Annotated in this window: 16 protein-coding genes and 1 tRNA gene; 15 read left to right on the forward strand and 2 right to left on the reverse strand. The window is 41.5% G+C overall.

The genetic code is table 11. From position 1 onward, the window contains the following. Positions 1-28: 28 nt before the first annotated feature. From F1E73_RS04685 to F1E73_RS04715, 7 genes are all read left to right on the forward strand, one after another. Positions 29-101: transfer RNA gene (locus tag F1E73_RS04685), tRNA-Phe, on the forward strand. Positions 102-321: 220 nt separating this feature from the next. Beyond that, positions 322-816, forward strand: coding sequence for a rhodanese-like domain-containing protein (locus F1E73_RS04690; protein ID WP_223883355.1), 495 nt, complete (start codon positions 322-324; stop codon positions 814-816). Between the two features lie 80 nt (positions 817-896). Beyond that, entirely contained in the window at positions 897-1,511 is a 615-nt protein-coding gene (locus F1E73_RS04695) for a TIGR04282 family arsenosugar biosynthesis glycosyltransferase (RefSeq protein WP_086475935.1), read from the forward strand. Positions 1,512-1,516: 5 nt separating this feature from the next. Beyond that, positions 1,517-2,332, forward strand: coding sequence for a purine-nucleoside phosphorylase (locus F1E73_RS04700; RefSeq protein WP_150451240.1), 816 nt, complete (start codon positions 1,517-1,519; stop codon positions 2,330-2,332). Positions 2,333-2,879: 547 nt separating this feature from the next. Next, the gene (gene arsM, locus F1E73_RS04705; protein WP_086475933.1) at positions 2,880-3,845 is read left to right on the forward strand and encodes an arsenosugar biosynthesis arsenite methyltransferase ArsM; all 966 of its coding nucleotides are present in this window, start codon (positions 2,880-2,882) and stop codon (positions 3,843-3,845) included. Between the two features lie 60 nt (positions 3,846-3,905). Beyond that, the gene (locus tag F1E73_RS04710) at positions 3,906-4,661 is read left to right on the forward strand and encodes a DUF547 domain-containing protein (protein WP_150451241.1); all 756 of its coding nucleotides are present in this window, start codon (positions 3,906-3,908) and stop codon (positions 4,659-4,661) included. After that, positions 4,648-5,355 carry a TIGR04283 family arsenosugar biosynthesis glycosyltransferase gene (locus F1E73_RS04715; RefSeq protein WP_150451242.1) on the forward strand — a complete coding sequence of 236 codons (708 nt, stop codon included), beginning with the start codon at positions 4,648-4,650 and terminating at the stop codon, positions 5,353-5,355. The genes F1E73_RS04710 and F1E73_RS04715 overlap by 14 nt, the downstream gene beginning before the upstream one ends. A 4-nt stretch (positions 5,356-5,359) precedes the next feature. On the opposite strand, the gene F1E73_RS04720 is transcribed toward F1E73_RS04715, so the two are convergent. Then, positions 5,360-6,412, reverse strand: coding sequence for an N-acetylmuramoyl-L-alanine amidase family protein (locus F1E73_RS04720; protein WP_150451243.1), 1,053 nt, complete (start codon positions 6,410-6,412; stop codon positions 5,360-5,362). Between the two features lie 135 nt (positions 6,413-6,547). After that, positions 6,548-7,552 carry a glycoside hydrolase family 113 gene (locus F1E73_RS04725; RefSeq protein ID WP_086475929.1) on the reverse strand — a complete coding sequence of 335 codons (1,005 nt, stop codon included), beginning with the start codon at positions 7,550-7,552 and terminating at the stop codon, positions 6,548-6,550. A 189-nt stretch (positions 7,553-7,741) separates the two neighbouring features. Between F1E73_RS04725 and F1E73_RS04730 the strand changes: the two genes are divergently transcribed. From F1E73_RS04730 to argC, 8 genes are all read left to right on the forward strand, one after another. Beyond that, complete coding sequence (locus F1E73_RS04730; RefSeq protein WP_086475928.1) at positions 7,742-9,088, forward strand: NAD(P)/FAD-dependent oxidoreductase; 1,347 nt, start codon at positions 7,742-7,744, stop codon at positions 9,086-9,088. Between the two features lie 10 nt (positions 9,089-9,098). Further along, positions 9,099-10,682 (forward strand): 4Fe-4S binding protein, encoded by a 1,584-nt coding sequence (locus F1E73_RS04735; protein ID WP_150451244.1) that lies wholly within the window; start codon positions 9,099-9,101, stop codon positions 10,680-10,682. A 132-nt stretch (positions 10,683-10,814) separates the two neighbouring features. Next, positions 10,815-11,504, forward strand: a complete 690-nt coding sequence (locus F1E73_RS04740) for a glycosyltransferase family 2 protein (protein ID WP_150451265.1) — start codon at positions 10,815-10,817, stop codon at positions 11,502-11,504. Positions 11,505-11,508: 4 nt separating this feature from the next. Further along, positions 11,509-12,993, forward strand: coding sequence for a cellulose synthase family protein (locus F1E73_RS04745; protein WP_086475926.1), 1,485 nt, complete (start codon positions 11,509-11,511; stop codon positions 12,991-12,993). Between the two features lie 236 nt (positions 12,994-13,229). After that, positions 13,230-14,591, forward strand: coding sequence for a glycosyltransferase family 58 protein (locus tag F1E73_RS04750; protein ID WP_150451245.1), 1,362 nt, complete (start codon positions 13,230-13,232; stop codon positions 14,589-14,591). A 222-nt stretch (positions 14,592-14,813) separates the two neighbouring features. Continuing rightward, entirely contained in the window at positions 14,814-15,434 is a 621-nt protein-coding gene (locus F1E73_RS04755) for a GNAT family N-acetyltransferase (protein WP_086475924.1), read from the forward strand. Positions 15,435-15,479: 45 nt separating this feature from the next. Continuing rightward, the gene (gene argG, locus F1E73_RS04760) at positions 15,480-16,670 is read left to right on the forward strand and encodes an argininosuccinate synthase (protein WP_086475923.1); all 1,191 of its coding nucleotides are present in this window, start codon (positions 15,480-15,482) and stop codon (positions 16,668-16,670) included. After that, positions 16,663-17,637 (forward strand): N-acetyl-gamma-glutamyl-phosphate reductase, encoded by a 975-nt coding sequence (argC, locus tag F1E73_RS04765; protein WP_086475922.1) that lies wholly within the window; start codon positions 16,663-16,665, stop codon positions 17,635-17,637. Before argG ends, argC begins: the two co-directional genes overlap by 8 nt. Positions 17,638-17,693 lie beyond the last annotated feature (56 nt).

Raw genomic sequence — 17,693 nt, forward strand, 5'->3', positions numbered from 1 at the left:
TATATTTGCACCCGCTTACAGACGTTATGGTGCCTTAGCTCAGTTGGTAGAGCAATGGACTGAAAATCCATGTGTCCCTGGTTCGATTCCTGGAGGCACCACCTCGAAAGCCCTTGATTTTTCAAGGGCTTTTTTTTTTATTTGCCCCCTTTAGCAACGCTAATTTACGGGAATAAGTGAAATTTTAACCGGTCTAAAAGAACAAACTTTAAGTCCAACCACTAGCCTCCCATCTATAAAGAGAAGTCCATCACAAGACCGCACCGGCCTATTATTGATCACAGTAAATAGTATATTTGGTTTTTAACCCCACCTTACCACGTGAAAAATCTATTACCCTTTGCTACGCTCTTTCTTTGCCTATTTAAAAGTCATGGACAGCCAAGGATAGAAGACACCCTAAAAAAGTTAAACAATCACAGTGTACCTTATATTACCACTAAAGAACTTAAACTCCACACCCATTACACATTATTGGATGCCAGAGAAAGCAAAGAATATGCCGTTAGCCGACTAGCAGAGGCATTATGGATAGGATATGAGACATTTAACGCTACGGATATCCAATCTTTAATTCCCCATAAAAATACCCCTTTGGTGGTTTACTGCTCCATTGGCATCCGGTCCGAGCATATAGGGGAAAAATTAAGACAATTGGGATACACCAAAGTGCTTAATTTATACGGCGGCATCTTCAAATGGAAAAATCAAGGTAATCCCGTATACAATTCAAGGGGCCAAGAAACGGACAGCGTACATGCGTACAACAGATACTGGGGAAGGCTTTTAACCCATGGTGAAAAAGTTTATTATTAGAGAAACGAGAAAGGAATAATTGGAAATCTTTACTTAGAGCAGTACATTGATCCAATTAAAATATAAAAATTACCTACCCTATGGTAAAGCCTAAAAACTTACTCTTAATTTTCACCCGCAACCCCGTATTGGGCAAGTGCAAAACAAGACTTGCCGCCAGTATTGGAAATGAGGCCGCCTTGAATATTTACAAATTCTTACTTTTACATACACAGAAAATCACCACCGATTTAGAGGTGGATAAATGGGTGTGCTATTCGGATTATATCAATGAAGATGATTTGTGGAACCCCAATACTTATTTGAAAAAAGTACAACGAGGCACAGATCTAGGTGAACGTATGGGTAACGCTTTTGAAGATGGATTTAAGGAGGGCTACGAAAAGATTATAGTAATAGGTAGCGATATGTACGACCTAAATGAAAGCGAGCTTAAAGCCGCTTTTGAAGCGTTGGATTCCAATGACTATGTGGTGGGTCCCGCCCTGGATGGCGGATATTACCTATTGGGAATGAAAACACCCACCCCTGAATTATTCAAGAATAAGTCTTGGGGCACGGACACTGTGCTAAAAAACACCTTGGCACACCTAAAGGATGAAGAGTATTTTTTACTATCACCCAAAAATGATATCGACTACTATGAGGATATAAAAGACATAGCGGCATTTAAACCTTTTTTAAAAAAACAATAAAACTTATGACCAGTAAACAACTGAACGAATCTGTAGATTATCTTATCGAGAAAGGGTTTCATAAACCCGAAATAGGAATAGTACTGGGAACTGGATTGGGAAAGCTAGCCGGTGAAATAGAAAATCCAATAGAGGCTTTCTACAATCACATCCCCTATTTTCCCTTGGCCACGGTTGAATTCCATGCTGGCAAACTCATATTTGGAGAATTGGAAGGAAAGAAAGTAGTGGTAATGCAGGGCAGGTTCCACCTATACGAAGGTTACGACCTTATAGACGTAACCTATCCCATTAGGGTGATGGAGCGCCTGGGGATTAAAAAGCTTTTAATTTCCAACGCTGCCGGCGCCATAAACCTAAACTTTAAAAAAGGGGAGATTATGCTGATCGAAGATCATATTAATTTTCAAGGCGGTTCCCCTTTGGCCTTTAAAAATGTGGGCGAATTTGGGAGTAGATTCACCGATATGAGCAACCCTTATGATTCCGAAATGCGCACTAAACTTATATCCATTGCCAAGCAGGAGAACATTAGTTTACAACAAGGTGTGTATGTTTCCGTATTAGGTCCGCAATTGGAAACCAGAGCAGAATACCGAATGTTAAAAATGTTGGGAGCCGATGCGGTGGGAATGAGCACAGTGCCCGAAGTAATCGTTGCCAACCATTTAAACCTGCCCGTGGTGGCCATTTCCGTATTAACGGATGAGTGTGATCCAGAAAATCTACAGCCCGTGAATATTCAGGAGATTATTGAAATAGCTACCACCACGGAACCCAAGATGATAAAATTGTTCCGCGAATTGATAAAGGGAGTATAGAGTTGTGAGTACAAAGTAGTGAGTATTGAGCAGCTCACTTGGAAAAGCTTGATAACATGAACATAATCTACCGTGAATTTTAACCTCGGTGATTGAGCGAAGTCGAAATCACAATGTGTGATGACAATATGTTTTGATATTGAAATACCTACCACCACGGAGCCCAAGATGATAAAATTGTTCCGCGAATTGATAAAGGGGGTATAGAGTTGTAAGCACAAAGTAGTGAGTATTGAGTACCTTAGTTGGCATAAGCCTGCAACCTCTCATCTCTGAGACTTTAAACCTTAACAAGTATGTAACATTGGACTTTATCTGATTTTGCCTACTAAAACGGTCAACTCTAACCAGGGAAGTTCACAAAGTCTGGAGTTTTAAGATTGGCCCGCGTTGGATTAAGATGCCCAAAAGAAAAATAAAAAGTAATAAATCAACTCCCTACAAAGAAAGTTTATAAAGGTTAGAACGACGATTATATTATTAGAAACAAACCCATTAAAACAAAGGCACGGAATTAAGATTCTTAGCCAATTAATATATTATCCCCATGAGTTATTTAAATGCAACAAACGAATTATATAAAGATGCCGCATTAACCCCCGATGTTGGCCTATGCTGCACCACCAATCCGATATGGCAATTTCCCGGGCTTTCCATTCCAAAAATAATGCAGGAGATGAATTATGGCTGCGGAAGCACCATTTCCCCCCAAGACCTCATCAACAACCCCAAAGTACTTTACGTTGGCGTAGGTGGTGGCATGGAGCTCCTACAATTTGCTTATTTCTCCAGACAAAAAGGAGGTGTAATTGGGGTAGATATTGTGGATGAAATGCTGGAAGCCTCTCGCAACAATTTTAAAATTGCGGCCAAGGAGAATCCGTGGTTCAAGAGCGAATTTGTAGACCTAAAAAAGGGCGATGCCCTAAGCCTACCTATTCCCGATGAAAGTATTGACGTGGCGGCTCAAAATTGCCTCTTTAATATTTTTAAGGCCGAGGACTTAAAAAAAGCGGTTTCCGAAATGTATCGCGTTCTAAAGCCACATGGGCGATTGGTAATGAGCGACCCCATTTGTGAACAGCCCATGAACGAGACCCTAAGAAACGACGATAGGTTACGCGCACTCTGCCTTAGTGGGAGCATCCCCTTAAAAGAGTACGTAAAGGTACTTACCGATGCCGGCTTTGGCACCATTGAAATTAGAGCAAGAAAATCGTACAGGGTACTGTCCCCAAACCACTACCCTACCGAAGAACTTATCTTTATAGAGTCTATAGAAATTGCTGCCATTAAAGACCCTATGCCCAAGGACGGACCTTGTGTTTTTACTGGAAAGACTGCTATCTATTATGGAGACGAGGAGTATTTTGACGACCAAGAAGGCCATGTATTGATGCAAAACCAACCCCTGGCAGTTTGTGACAAAACAGCTGCTAGCTTACAAAAAAGCAATCCGGACATCCATATTAGTGAAAGCACCTGGCATTATAACGGGGGCGGTTGCTGCTAAAAATTACAGAAGTGAGTATTGCCACTTCCCCCCAAACACCCACAGAGTCAATAACAGTTTATGACAAATACAATCTATTTATTGCTCTTGCTATTTTCCCTTAACCAACTCCCTATCCCCACGGAAGTAGCGTTGGTTAAGGTGAACAATGGGGTGGAAAAAATTTCACAAACAGACCATTCCCTTTGGAGCAACCTACTACAGGAACACCTAGACAAAAATGGTTTTGTAAATTACAGCAGCTTTAAAAAGGATATCAATAAACTTAATAAGTACCTAGATTATTTAAAATACAACGGTCCCACGGATGGTACGGATCGCCAAGAAAAACTGGCCTATTATATCAATCTGTACAATGCGGCCACCGTAAAGCTCATTATTGATAATTACCCGCTAAAGAGCATCAAAGATTTAAGAAACCCCTGGGGCCAACGAATAGTTGCTATAGGAAACCAAATGATCTCCCTAGGAGACCTAGAGCATAAAATTCTTAGAAAAATGAACGAACCCCGAATTCATTTTGCCATTAATTGCGCCTCCTATTCCTGCCCCAAACTAATAGATCGCGCCTTTACGGCGTCTAATTTGGAGTTGCTTTTGGAACAATCAGCGGTTGATTTTATTAATGATAAAAGTCGTAATATTATAACGGAGGATAGGGCCTCCCTTTCCAAAATTTTCAGATGGTTTAAAAATGATTTCACCCAGGAAGGCTCCCTTAGGGAGTATATCAACAGATACGCACACACTCCATTAAATGCCAATACCAAGATTGATTATTTAGATTACAACTGGACCCTGAATGACACCAAATAACCCCCAAACTATTAGCATTATCATCCCGGTATTTAACGAGGCTGCCATTATTCACAAGCTTCTAGAATATCTAAGTGAAAATAGCAATCCAAATACGGTTAAGGAGATTATCGTGGTAGACGGCGGTAGCAGCGATCAGTCCATAGCCATTGCCAAAGACAGTGGCGCCACCGTCTTACAGTCCCGAAAAGGTCGCGCAACACAGATGAATCTAGGAGCCCAATACGCCAGTGGGGATATTCTCTACTTCCTCCACGTAGACACCTTTCCTCCAAGAGGGTTCGATCACTTTATAATTAACGCATACAAATCTGGAATTAAAGCGGGCTGCTTTAGGATGAAATTTGACACCAATAGCAGGTTTCTCCAATTTTTCGCCTGGTTTAGCCGAGTTAACCACAAGCTTTGTCGCGGGGGAGACCAATCGCTTTTTGTAGAAAAAGCACTTTTTCAAAAACTGGACGGGTATCGAGAAGCCTTTCTTATTTATGAAGACTCCGAACTTATAGGTCGCCTGTACAAGGCGGAAAAATTTAGGGTATTGCCCCACTATGTTATCACTTCGGCTAGAAAATATGAGGAATTAGGCACAGTACGGCTTCAATATCATTTTGGCATGATTCACTTACAACGAGTACTTGGCTCTGGCCCGGATCAATTATATAATTATTATAAAAAACACATTGTAGGCTAAACCCTTAATACCCCCTTTTTGAACGATCTAAAATTATCCCTTCAGAAATCCATTTTGCCAATGCCTGCCTATTATTAGGTTCCAAAATACGTTTTTGGTCTCTTTTATTCCTAATATTCCCTATTTCGATGTAGGCCATGGCTGGCAAGGTGTTCTTCACCAAATACAAGCCGCTACGATCACTAAAACTACCTTCGTAAACTCTATTGGGTTGATACCGTTTGTATTTATTATAAAATGTTTCATGGATATGCTCTGCCAAATGCTTGCCATTCCTACTCTTTTCATGGTGATAGAAAAACACATCTATATTCTGGCCTTTCCCCCTACTATCCACATGGGTTACAATTAGCCGCTGATATTTCCCCTTATTCTTTAAGTAGTGCTTGTTCACTACCGCTACGCGTTGCTGTAATCGTTCTAATTGGTTTAAGGGAATTATGGCTTTGGGAAGCACTACCTCATCCCTATCTGCCTTCAAGAACCTGTTATCCCGTATCCCATCATTGGGATCTCGAACAATAATATAGGTTTCCGCACCATGACTCATAAGCTCTTTGGCTAAGCGAAGGGTAATATCATACGCATACTCATCCTCTGCAATCATCTTTCCATTATAGGTTGCCACAGCACCGGGATCGGGTCCGCCATGTCCCGAGATTAAATAATAAACAGCACCTTTTAGTTTGTTGCTCTTCCTAGTTACCGCAGCGTGTTTCTCTCCAAATAATGGCTCGTGGATTACTGTTGCCTCCTTGGCTATTCCTGGGGTGCTTTTAGGGGAGGAAGCCGGTTTGTCTCCCAAATCGGGATTCAATACAGGCAACAGATATTCCTCGCCTTCATATAGCTGGATGCCCTCCCATAAATTCTCTTTATTAAGGGCTATAAAATGGCCATAATGCCTAGCAGGACTCATTCCTTGTTTTCTAAGAAGCGAATAGATACCATCCCCTTTCTCGGCGACCACCTTTTTTGTGGAGGTCTGCGCTCCTCCATAAAAAGATACCAGTCCCAACAAGCAGCCCAGTAGATATGTTCTTTTGCTTAGCACCATATTAAGTTTATATATAAAGCATCAAAAACACTGCCGAAATAATAAGCCCTTAGGGATTTGTTTTATTAACACTTCAACGTTTTAAGTAATAAAAGCAGGGGTAGCATAGGGCACTTGGCAAAGAACCCCTCCTTTTCAGGAAGACTGTCTATAAAAGTTCCTTATCACTTCCTGGGCAGGTTTATTTTGAGGGGTAAATCTATTATCCATTGGTCCTCCCGACTTCTCATGATCTACAAACCATTTCCATACAAATCCCCCTGCAAACCACGCCTCGCCCCAAAACTCCTCAAAAATAGCCTGAAGGGCATTTGCTTGCGCCTCCAGATTAACATCATCCTGACTATGGGAAACCAACCACGGTTGTTTAGCCGCGTAATTATTGCTCCTATACCCATATTCTGTAAACAGTATTGGTTTATTCTTAGCTAGGGATAAAGATCTTATCCTTTCCTTATGAGGTTGCCAGCCCTGCCTCAATTGAGCAACCGTTGGTGTTTTTTGATCGGACAATGGAAAATAGGCATCTATACCAATAAAATCTAACTCCTCCCAAAAAGGAACCCTACTATATTCGTCCCAATTAGCTGCGTAGGTAAGCTTCCCTTTGTATATATTTCTAATTTTATTTATCAAAGAATACCAAAAGTCCGGACGGTGTTGTACAAATTGCTCCAACTCTGTTCCAATACAAAATGCATCCACACCTGTCTCCTGCGCAAGCAAAGCAAAAGCCATTATAAAATCTTCATAGGAGTTTTCCAAAGTTTTCCATTCCTCCTCTGTATCCATTTTTATATTTCCGGTAAACGCTCCCTTGGAAATCCAAATCTGAGGCTTCAGCATCACCTTAAGGCCGTTGTTATGTAAAATTTCTACATACTGCCTTGCTCCTGTCCTAGTTTCCCCGAACCACTGCCTGGAAGTGTCAAAAATAATTTCTGGAGATCCTTTGTCACGGATAAATCCAAAGGGCATTACTGCGGCACATTTGGCATAAACATCACGCACAGCATCCACATCTTTTTGGGTCACTGCATTCCGGGAAGCCACAAAACTCACTCCGTTAAGTTTATCGGTTGCCCCATTGGAACAGCCTAATAACAAAAAGCATATAGTGATAACCTTTAATTGACTCATTTAAATGGTTTTGCATTCTAATTTACGGTTTTCATGGCCCACTTAAAAATTCATTCGCCTTCTTTCCCCACTTATTATCCCTATTTTTGAGGTAAACACCCCTAAAAGGAACCATATCCTGACTAAATTAGAGAGGATATTTTAAGTTCCACAGTTTAATTCCGACATAGTCTATACAACCATTCATCTATGGAACACATTGTTATTATTGGAAACGGAATTTCAGGGATTACCGCGGCCCGCCATATCCGAAAACTATCGGATAAAAAGATTACCGTTATCTCCAATGAAAATGCCTATTTCTTTTCCCGTACAGCACTTATGTACGTCTATATGGGCCATATGAAGTTTGAACATACCCAACCCTATGAAAACTGGTTTTGGAAAAAAAACCGTATCGAACTACTTACTGCTTATGTAGAGCGCGTGGATACGGAGAACAAAAAACTTATACTCCAAAACTTGCAGGAGATCAATTTTGACAAGCTGATTATAGCCACTGGCTCCAATCCCAATAAATTTGGATGGCCAGGACAGGATTTAAAAGGGGTACAGGGCTTATATTCCAAACAAGATCTGGAAATGCTGGAAGCAAATGCCCCCAATAACGAAGTCTGCAAACGTGCGGTAATTGTAGGCGGGGGATTAATAGGGATAGAAATGGCCGAAATGCTACGAAGTAGGGACATTCCCGTTACTTTTTTGGTCCGTGAAGACAGCTTTTGGAATATTGTACTCCCGAAGGGAGAATCCCAAATGATTAACGAGCACATTCGCGAGCACCATATCGATTTGCAACTGAATACCAATTTAGAAACCATTGTTTCCGATGAGCATGGAAGGGTGAAGGCCGTAACTACGGACAAAGGGGAAACCATTGCCTGTAATGTAGTTGGTTTAACCGCGGGAGTGTCACCAAACATCAACTTCTTAAAGGATTCTGGCATATCCCTAGGCAAAGGCGTTAAGGTAAATCAATATTTGGAAACCAATATTGCGGATATATATGCCATTGGTGATTGTGCCGAACAACACCAGCCCAAAGGAAATCGTAGGCCCGTGGAGGCGGTATGGTATACTGGTAGAATGATGGGTGAAGCCTTGGCCCAAACCATCTGTGGCCGAAAGACTCCCTACAACCCAGGGCATTGGTTTAATTCCGCTAAATTCCTAGACATCGAATACCAAACCTATGGTTGGGTTTTTCCCGAAGCGGTTAAAAAAGAATACGAAGAGCATTTTCATTGGCGACACCCCAAAGAAAAAATTTGCATAACCATCGCCTTTCACAAAGAAAGCAGACAATTCTTGGGTATCAATACCCTTGGAATACGAATGCGACACGAAATAGTGGACCGATGGCTCACTCAAAAAAGGTCGGTAGAGTCGGTCTTGGAATATTTAAAGGATGCCAATTTTGATCCAGAATTTTACTCCCAATACGAGAAAGATATCGTAGCCCATTACAACAACATCTTTGGCACCAACATTAACCCAAAAAAGAAAAGTTGGAAACGAATTTTCAGTAAAGCTTAACCCAATACCCATGAAAACGATAAAGCATATAGGGCTAGTCCTTTTTTTGGTGGGACTTGGAATATATTCCCTTCTCCCGCTAACCGGCAGCTTTACATTGAGCGCCGATAACCTGGCAACGGTAGCGGAGAACCAAAACATCCGAAGCGAAGTATTTGTCCAAGAACTGGAACGTAAAGTGGTTGGGAAAACCTTCAATGGCCTGAGCACCTTTTCCCCAACGGTTATCAAAGCACTGGAGGATGCCAACACCCAACACCGAAAGGACAAAGAATACAATAAAATTATGTATGTAAGCCCCCACGATATGGTTGCCAATTTGGCTAAAGTTTCTGGGGAAGGCTTTTTGGTTAACAACAAAGTATTGATGTGGTTCCTTACCTTTGGTCTAGGCATTATTGGGGCCCTGCTATTTATTCTCCCAGACGCCATTTTATTAGGCAAGAAAGGAATTAAGAACAATGGTATTTATCACAGCAACTCCACTAGCAGAGGCTGGATTGCCTGGTTGGTGTTTGTGTACTTAATCACCTTTTACCTCTTGCTCTATTTCCGGCCAGAATACGCAGTGAATTGGACCTACACCGTAGATCCTATTAGCCAATGGCTAAGTGGAAATCCTGCCGGACATTGGTTTGTTTACGGATTTATGTACACCACCGTGATGACGGTAATGGCCACACGCATGTACATTAAGTACCGGCACAATGCCTACCAGATGGTCAGGACCACCTCGGTACTTTTCTTTCAAATCGTCTTTGCCTTCCTGATTCCGGAAATAATGGTGCGACTCCAAATGCCGTACTACGATTTTAAGAATGCCTTTCCCCTGGATTATGATTTCTTTTTTCAATGGAACCTAAGGTCACTCCTTAATAGTGGCGGCATAGGATTGTTTATTCTGGTCTGGGGCATTGTACTCACCCTAATTATTGTTCCGGTGATGGTCTATTTCTTTGGCAAGCGATGGTATTGCTCCTGGGTATGTGGTTGTGGGGGCTTGGCCGAAACCCTAGGGGACCCCTACCGACAACACTCCAGTAAATCATTATTCTCATGGAAAGTAGAACGATGGCTGGTGCATGGCGTATTGGTTTTCGCAGTGGGAATGACCCTGATGACCCTGTACAGTTTTTTCACCGAGTCTGGAACCGTATTGGGCATAAGAACCCAAAGTGTACAGAACACCTACAGTTTATTAATCGGCGCCTTTTTTGCAGGGGTGATAGGTACTGGATTTTATCCCATTTTCGGAAACCGCGTTTGGTGTCGTTTTGGCTGCCCCCTTGCCGCCTACCTAGGATTTGTACAGCGATTTAAATCGCGCTTCAGAATCACCACCAATGGCGGACAATGTATTTCCTGTGGCAATTGCTCCGTGTACTGTGAACAAGGGATAGATGTAAGAGCCTATGCCCAGAAAGGAGAAAATATAATTAGATCTAGTTGTGTTGGTTGCGGCATCTGTTCTGCCGTTTGCCCCAGAGGCGTTTTAAAACTTGAAAATGGCCCTTTAAAAGGCAGGATTAACCCCACGGATGTGCTTTTGGGCAATGATGTGGACTTAATGGAATTGATGAACAAAAAATCATAAAACTAATGCTACCTTTGCCCCTTTTTAAATTTTCACATCATTGAACGCACCACTAAAATCGGCTCAAAAAAAACCTACAGTTATATAAAATAAATGGACTCTACCCCTGAAAGTTCCCACTCCCCAAATTCCATGAAGGTCATCAAGGTAATTATCCCGGCTTATAACGAGGCTAATTCCATTGCCAAGGTAATAAAGGACATTCCTGAAATAGTATCGGAAGTAATTGTAGTGAACAACAATTCCACGGATGACACCGCTTTAAACGCACAGCTTGCGGGAGCTACGGTCCTTACCGAGAACCGAAAAGGGTATGGATACGCCTGCCTGAAGGGAATTAATTACGTCTCCCAACAATCCACAACCCCCGATATTATCGTATTTATGGATGGAGACTACTCGGACTATCCCGAGGAACTAATTAATGTGGTACAACCTATTTTGGAGAGCGATATGGACATGGTTATAGGCAGCAGGGTAAAAGCCTTGAGGGAAGAGGGCTCCATGACCCCCCAACAGGTTTTTGGCAATGCGCTTGCCACCACCCTAATGAAATGGTTCTTTGGTGCCACTTATACGGACCTTGGTCCTTTTAGGGCTATAAAGTACCCTGTACTCATGGCACTCCAAATGGAGGACAAAACTTACGGGTGGACCGTGGAGATGCAATTAAAAATACTAAAGCAACGTTTCACATACACCGAAGTACCAGTTCGTTACAAAAAAAGAATTGGGGTCTCAAAAGTTTCAGGAACCTTAAAAGGAACTATCTTTGCAGGCGTTAAAATTCTTGGCTGGATATTTAAATACAGCATAAAATAAAAAAATGGGAATATATATTTCATATCTTATTATCACCGTTTACAGTGTATCCTTATTGTTGATCTTCTTCTACAGTTTGGCTCAATTAAACCTATTGGTCAATTACTTGGGAAACAAAAGAAGGAACAAGGAAGCCCCAAAATACAATTTATTAGACCCCAAGGAGATTCCAACGGTCACCATACAACTGCCAGTTTACAATGAAGAATATGTAATGGAGCGTCTCCTGAACAACATTGCTAAATTGGAGTATCCAAAAAGCAAGTTGGAAATACAAGTATTGGACGATTCCACGGACGATTCCGTATTGGATACCGCCAAACGGATAAAGGCTTTACAGGAAACCGGATTGGACATAAAACACATCCGTAGAACCAACAGAAAAGGCTTTAAGGCAGGCGCGCTAAAAGAAGGCTTAATTACGGCCAAAGGAGAGTTTATCGCTATTTTTGATGCAGATTTCCTTCCTGCCAGTGATTGGTTAAAGAAAACCGTCATTTACTTTAAAGATCAAGAAATTGGAGTGGTACAGACCCGATGGGGACATATCAACCGGGAATATTCTACCCTCACCAAAATTCAAGCTTTTGCCCTAGATGCCCATTTTACCTTAGAGCAGGTGGGTAGAAATGCAAAGGGGCATTTCATCAATTTTAACGGTACCGCCGGGATTTGGAGAAAAGCATGCATCTTGGATGCAGGAAACTGGGAGGGAGATACCCTTACGGAAGATTTAGACCTTAGTTATCGTGCCCAGTTGAAGAACTGGAAATTTAAGTATCTGGAAGATGTGGAAACCCCTGCAGAGCTTCCCGTGGTCATCAGTGCTGCACGCTCCCAGCAATTCCGTTGGAACAAGGGAGGGGCAGAAAACTTTAGAAAGACGGTCTTGAATGTAATATCCGCAAAGAATATTCCTTTAAAAACCAAATTCCATGGAGTGATGCACCTGCTTAACAGCTCCATGTTCCTATGCGTATTCTTGGTAGCCATTTTAAGCATCCCCATGATGTATATTAAAAGCAGCTACGAGGATTTGGGATGGATCTTTGAAGCTACCAACTTCTTTATACTTAGCACCATCATCCTCTTTGTATGTTACTGGTTTACCTACAAAAGCATACAGGGAAGTGGTCTGGACAATTTTGTGGAGTACATTAAAATCTTCTTCACCTTCTTCTCGGTTGCGCTAGGGTTTTCCCTGCACAACTCCATAGCCGTGTTAGAAGGACATATGGGAAAAAGAAGTGAATTTGTAAGGACCCCTAAATTCAACCTAAAAAGCGTAAAAGACAGCTGGAAAGGCAATAAATACCTAACCACCAAACTGTCTCCCAATATGATACTGGAAGCCCTATTAATGCTTTACTTTCTTTTTGGCATGTACAGCGCCATCCCCTTAAACGACTTTGGGTTGTTTCCATTCCATTTTATGCTTTTCCTAGGCTTTGGATATGTATTTTTCAAATCCCTATTTGCACGCGCCTAGCGTAGCAATAACAGCATTGCTTAGATCAATCGTTTTATAAAAATAATTATTCGGTTTCTACCACTTGGTAGGAACCGAATTTCTTTTTCACCTTTACCTCATACAACAAAGTCGGGCTAGACTGCACCCCACTTTCTTGCGCCCCCAGTCCACATCTATTAACCCTATTTAATTATATTTGATTTTAATTTAATTAGGGGGTACATTTTGCCCCACCCATTTAAGAAACTGTCCCTATGATCCACAAAGCCATTTCTTATTGGAAACTTCACCGCTTTCCAATGATAATGGTGTTGACCTCCATCTTATTTTACAGTGCCTTTGGTTATCAATTGCCTAGGACCGACTTTGTAAAGTTGATTTGCCTGTATGCAGCGCTGTTTTTTATATGCTATAAACTTATTCAGATAGAGAAATGGAATTTTAAATTTTTGCTAATTGCCGGTACCCTGTTCCGATTCATCCTCCTCTTCGCCGAACCCAACCTTTCACAGGATTACCTGAGGTTTATTTGGGATGGACAATTGATCATTCATGGGATAAACCCCTACCTACACTTACCCAAAGACCTGCTTATGGAGGTACACCACAGCATTCCCCACGCCATGGAGCTCTACAATGGCATGGGAGAACTAAGTGCCTCTAACTTTAGCAACTACCCCCCATTAAACCAGGTGATTTTTGCCATCTCTACCTTCCTGGCAGGCCCCAGTATTTTAGGTAGTGCAATGATTATGCGCATCTTTATAATCCTAGCTGATCTGGGTATTGTCTTCTTTGGGCGCAAGCTCCTCTTAAAACTAAATAAATCCACTCACCTTATATTTTGGTATTTCCTGAACCCCTTGGTGATATTGGAGCTAACGGGGAATCTTCATTTTGAAGGTGTTATGCTCTTCTTATTTGTCTGGGCATTGTACCTACTCCATCAACAAAAATGGAAGGTTGCTGCAGTAGTATACGCCCTTTCCATTTCCATTAAGCTGGTCCCCTTAATGTTTCTCCCCCTTTTCCTAAAATACTTTGGAATTAGAAAAAGCATCTACTTTTATGCATGGGTGGGAGGGGTGATCCTTCTATTAGCACTCCCCTTTTACTCTCCAGAGTTTATCTCCAATTACTCTCAGACCATAGGGTTGTGGTTTTCAAATTTCGAATTTAATGCAGGCTTCTATAATCTAGTAAAATATATAGCAGAGTTTTGGGGTGCTAAACCCTGGGAACTAATTAAAACCTATGGCAAGATTGTCCCAATAATTACCATTGCATGGATTGGCTTATTAACTTTTATAAGGAGCAACCAAACCGTTAATAGCCTAGTTGCCTCTATGTTATGGATTCTTAGCCTCTACTATTTTCTATCTGCAACGGTGCATCCCTGGTATGTGATATTCCTAATTGCCCTTACCCTCTTCACCCAGTTTAGATTCCCCATCGTATGGTCCCTAACCATCGTTTTAAGCTACTTTGCCTATTCCAATGAGGCCTATAAAGAAAACGGATTCCTATTGCTTTTTGAATATATAGCAGTTTACGGCTTTATGTTTTATGAAATAGTTAGATTGAAATCTACAGATTATCTATTTCACAAAAATTGACAATAAGAATGCGATAAATAAAATTTATTTGTACTTTTGACTTCAGTAATGAACAGAACTACACACATATACAGCATAATAGAGGTTACCAACCTTGCTAATTTAACTACGCGTACACGTCGTCGCCCGTAAGGGTGCCATTCTGTTATGGAAATAGGTGAGTCCATTTCCCCTCTCAAGAAAACCATCAGTACTTAATTTCTAATTTTAAAGCAACATTCAATGAAGATTGTTATTGCTAACGATTCCCATTTTAAATACGCCGAAGTCATCTGCGAAACAATTGACGATTCGGCAAAGGTAAGGGGTACTGGAATCGCAAAACGAACTCCAGAATATATCAAGAAAAGGCTTCAAAACGGCAATGCAGTTATTGCATTAGACGGGGAAAAGTTCGCAGGCTTCTGCTATATAGAAGTTTGGGGGCACGAAAAATTTGTAGCCAACTCCGGACTCATCGTACATCCCGATTATAGAAATCAAGGCTTGGCCAAAAGGATAAAAAAAGAGGTTTTCAATCTCTCTAGAAAAAAGTTTCCCGATGCCAAGATTTTTGGAATCACCACGGGATTAGCGGTCATGAAAATGAACTACGAATTGGGCTATAAACCGGTCACCTTTTCAGAGCTCACTACAGATCCAGAATTCTGGAAGGGATGCCAAACCTGCAAGAACTTTGATATTCTCACTAGGACGGAGCAAAAAATGTGTCTTTGCACCGGAATGCTCTATGACCCGGCCCCAAAAACCAAATCACCCAATACAGAAAAATTAAATTCCAAAGCTTTCAAACGATTGAAAAGCATAAAGGAAAGTTTATTTTTAAGCAAGAAACCTAAATAAGGGAAGGCGTCCATCGCCATCCCAGCAACTATATAAAAGAGTAAAATGAAAAAATTAGTTTTAGCCTACAGTGGAGGATTGGACACCTCTTATTGTGCAAAATATTTATCCAAGGACAAAGGTTTTGAGGTACATGCCGTAAGTGTAAACACCGGAGGATTTTCCCAGGAGGAAATAGCCAGTATTCACAAGAAGGCATTGGAACTTGGTGCTACCTCGTATACGTCCATTGATGCCGTACAGACCTTTTATGACAAGGTGGTTAAATATTTGATCTTTGGCAATGTCCTAAAGAACAACACCTATCCGCTATCGGTAAGTGCAGAGCGAATTGTCCAGGCCATAGAAATAGTAAATTACGCTAAAAAAGTAGGGGCCAAATATATTGCGCACGGGAGTACCGGAGCTGGGAACGACCAGGTGCGTTTTGATATGATATTTCAGATCATAGCGCCAGAGATAGAGATTATTACCCCTATCAGGGATAATAAGCTGTCTAGGGAAGAAGAGATAGAATATCTAAAGAGCAATGGAGTAGATTATCCATGGGAAAAGGCCAAATACTCTATTAACAGAGGTCTTTGGGGCACCTCTGTTGGAGGGGACGAAACACTCACCTCCCATAAACCCCTTCCAGACAATGCCTTTCCAAGTCAGTTACAGGAAACAACACCCACCCAGATTAAATTAAGCTTCCACAAGGGAGAATTAATTGCCTTGGATGGCGAGCATGATAGTCCGGTAAACAATATTGAAAAATTGGAAGCCATCGCCTCCAAATATGCCATTGGCCGAGATATCCACGTAGGTGATACCATCATCGGAATTAAAGGAAGAGTAGGGTTTGAAGCCCCCGCCTCCCTAATTATAATTAAGGCCCACCATTTGTTGGAAAAACATACCCTAAGCAAATGGCAACAATATCAAAAAGAACAACAAGGCAGTTTCTATGGCATGTTATTGCACGAAGGAAACTACATGGACGAGGTAATGCGAAATATAGAGGCCTTCCTTACGGATACCCAGAGAAATGTATCCGGGGATGTTTTTGTTTCGCTTCACCCGTATAGATTTGAATTGGATGGAATCTCCTCTCCCCACGATTTAATGAACGCCTCTTTTGGCAGTTATGGGGAAATGAATGAAGGTTGGACGGCAGAGGATGCCAAAGGATTTATTAAAATACTATCCAATCCTGGAAAAATATACAATCACGTAAATCAACAAGATGATTAAGGTAGGAATTATAGGAGGATCGGGGTATACCGGCGGGGAACTTATTAGAATACTTTTAAACCATCCCAAAGCAAAAATAGACTTCGTCTATAGTACCACGAGAGCCGATAAAAAAATAACTACTGCCCATCCTGACCTTTTGGGCACCACGGATCTTAGCTTCACAGGAACGGTAAATCCGGATGTAGATGTCGTTTTTCTATGTTTAGGACATGGGAACTCCACTAAATTTATAAAAGAAAACCCTTTTTCCGAGGATACCAGAATTATAGACCTCAGCAATGACTTTAGGTTGGCCGAAGATGCCCTCTTGGATGGAAAGACCTTTATATATGGGCTTCCAGAACTTAAGAAGGAGGAAATTAAATCTGCAAAATACATTGCCAATCCAGGTTGCTTTGCTACTGCCATTCAATTGGCCTTGTTGCCATTGGCAAAGGCAGAGTTATTAAATAAGCCTGTCCATATTAATGCCGTTACAGGAAGTACCGGTGCAGGAGCCAGCCTTGCCCCAACCGCTCATTTTAGCTGGAGAAACAACAATGTATCTTGGTATAAACCCTTTACGCATCAACACCTTGGGGAAATAGAGGAAAGCCTGCACAGCTTGCAGAAAGACACCGGAGAATTGTTCTTCTTACCTAATAGAGGGAACTTTACCAGAGGGATTTTAGCAACCGCTTATACGGAATTCAACGGAAGCTTGGAAGAAGCCTATAAGCTATATTCCGATTTTTATAAAGAGGCTGCCTTTACCCAGGTTACGGAAGAAAACATCCATCTAAAACAAGTGGTAAATACCAACCAATGCCACCTTCATTTGCACAAGCACAACAACACCCTTTTAATTACCTCTGCCTTGGACAACCTATTAAAAGGAGCGTCTGGGCAAGCAGTGCAAAACATGAATTTGGCCTTCGGATGGGAAGAAGATGCCGGCTTGCAATTAAAGGCAGGCGTATTTTAATAACATAAAACCAAGGGCTCGTTTAGGATTTTATCATTAAACGAGCTCTTTTTAAG

The organism is Arenibacter lacus, from assembly GCF_008711145.1.
GTDB classification, from domain to species: Bacteria; Bacteroidota; Bacteroidia; order Flavobacteriales; family Flavobacteriaceae; genus Arenibacter; species Arenibacter amylolyticus.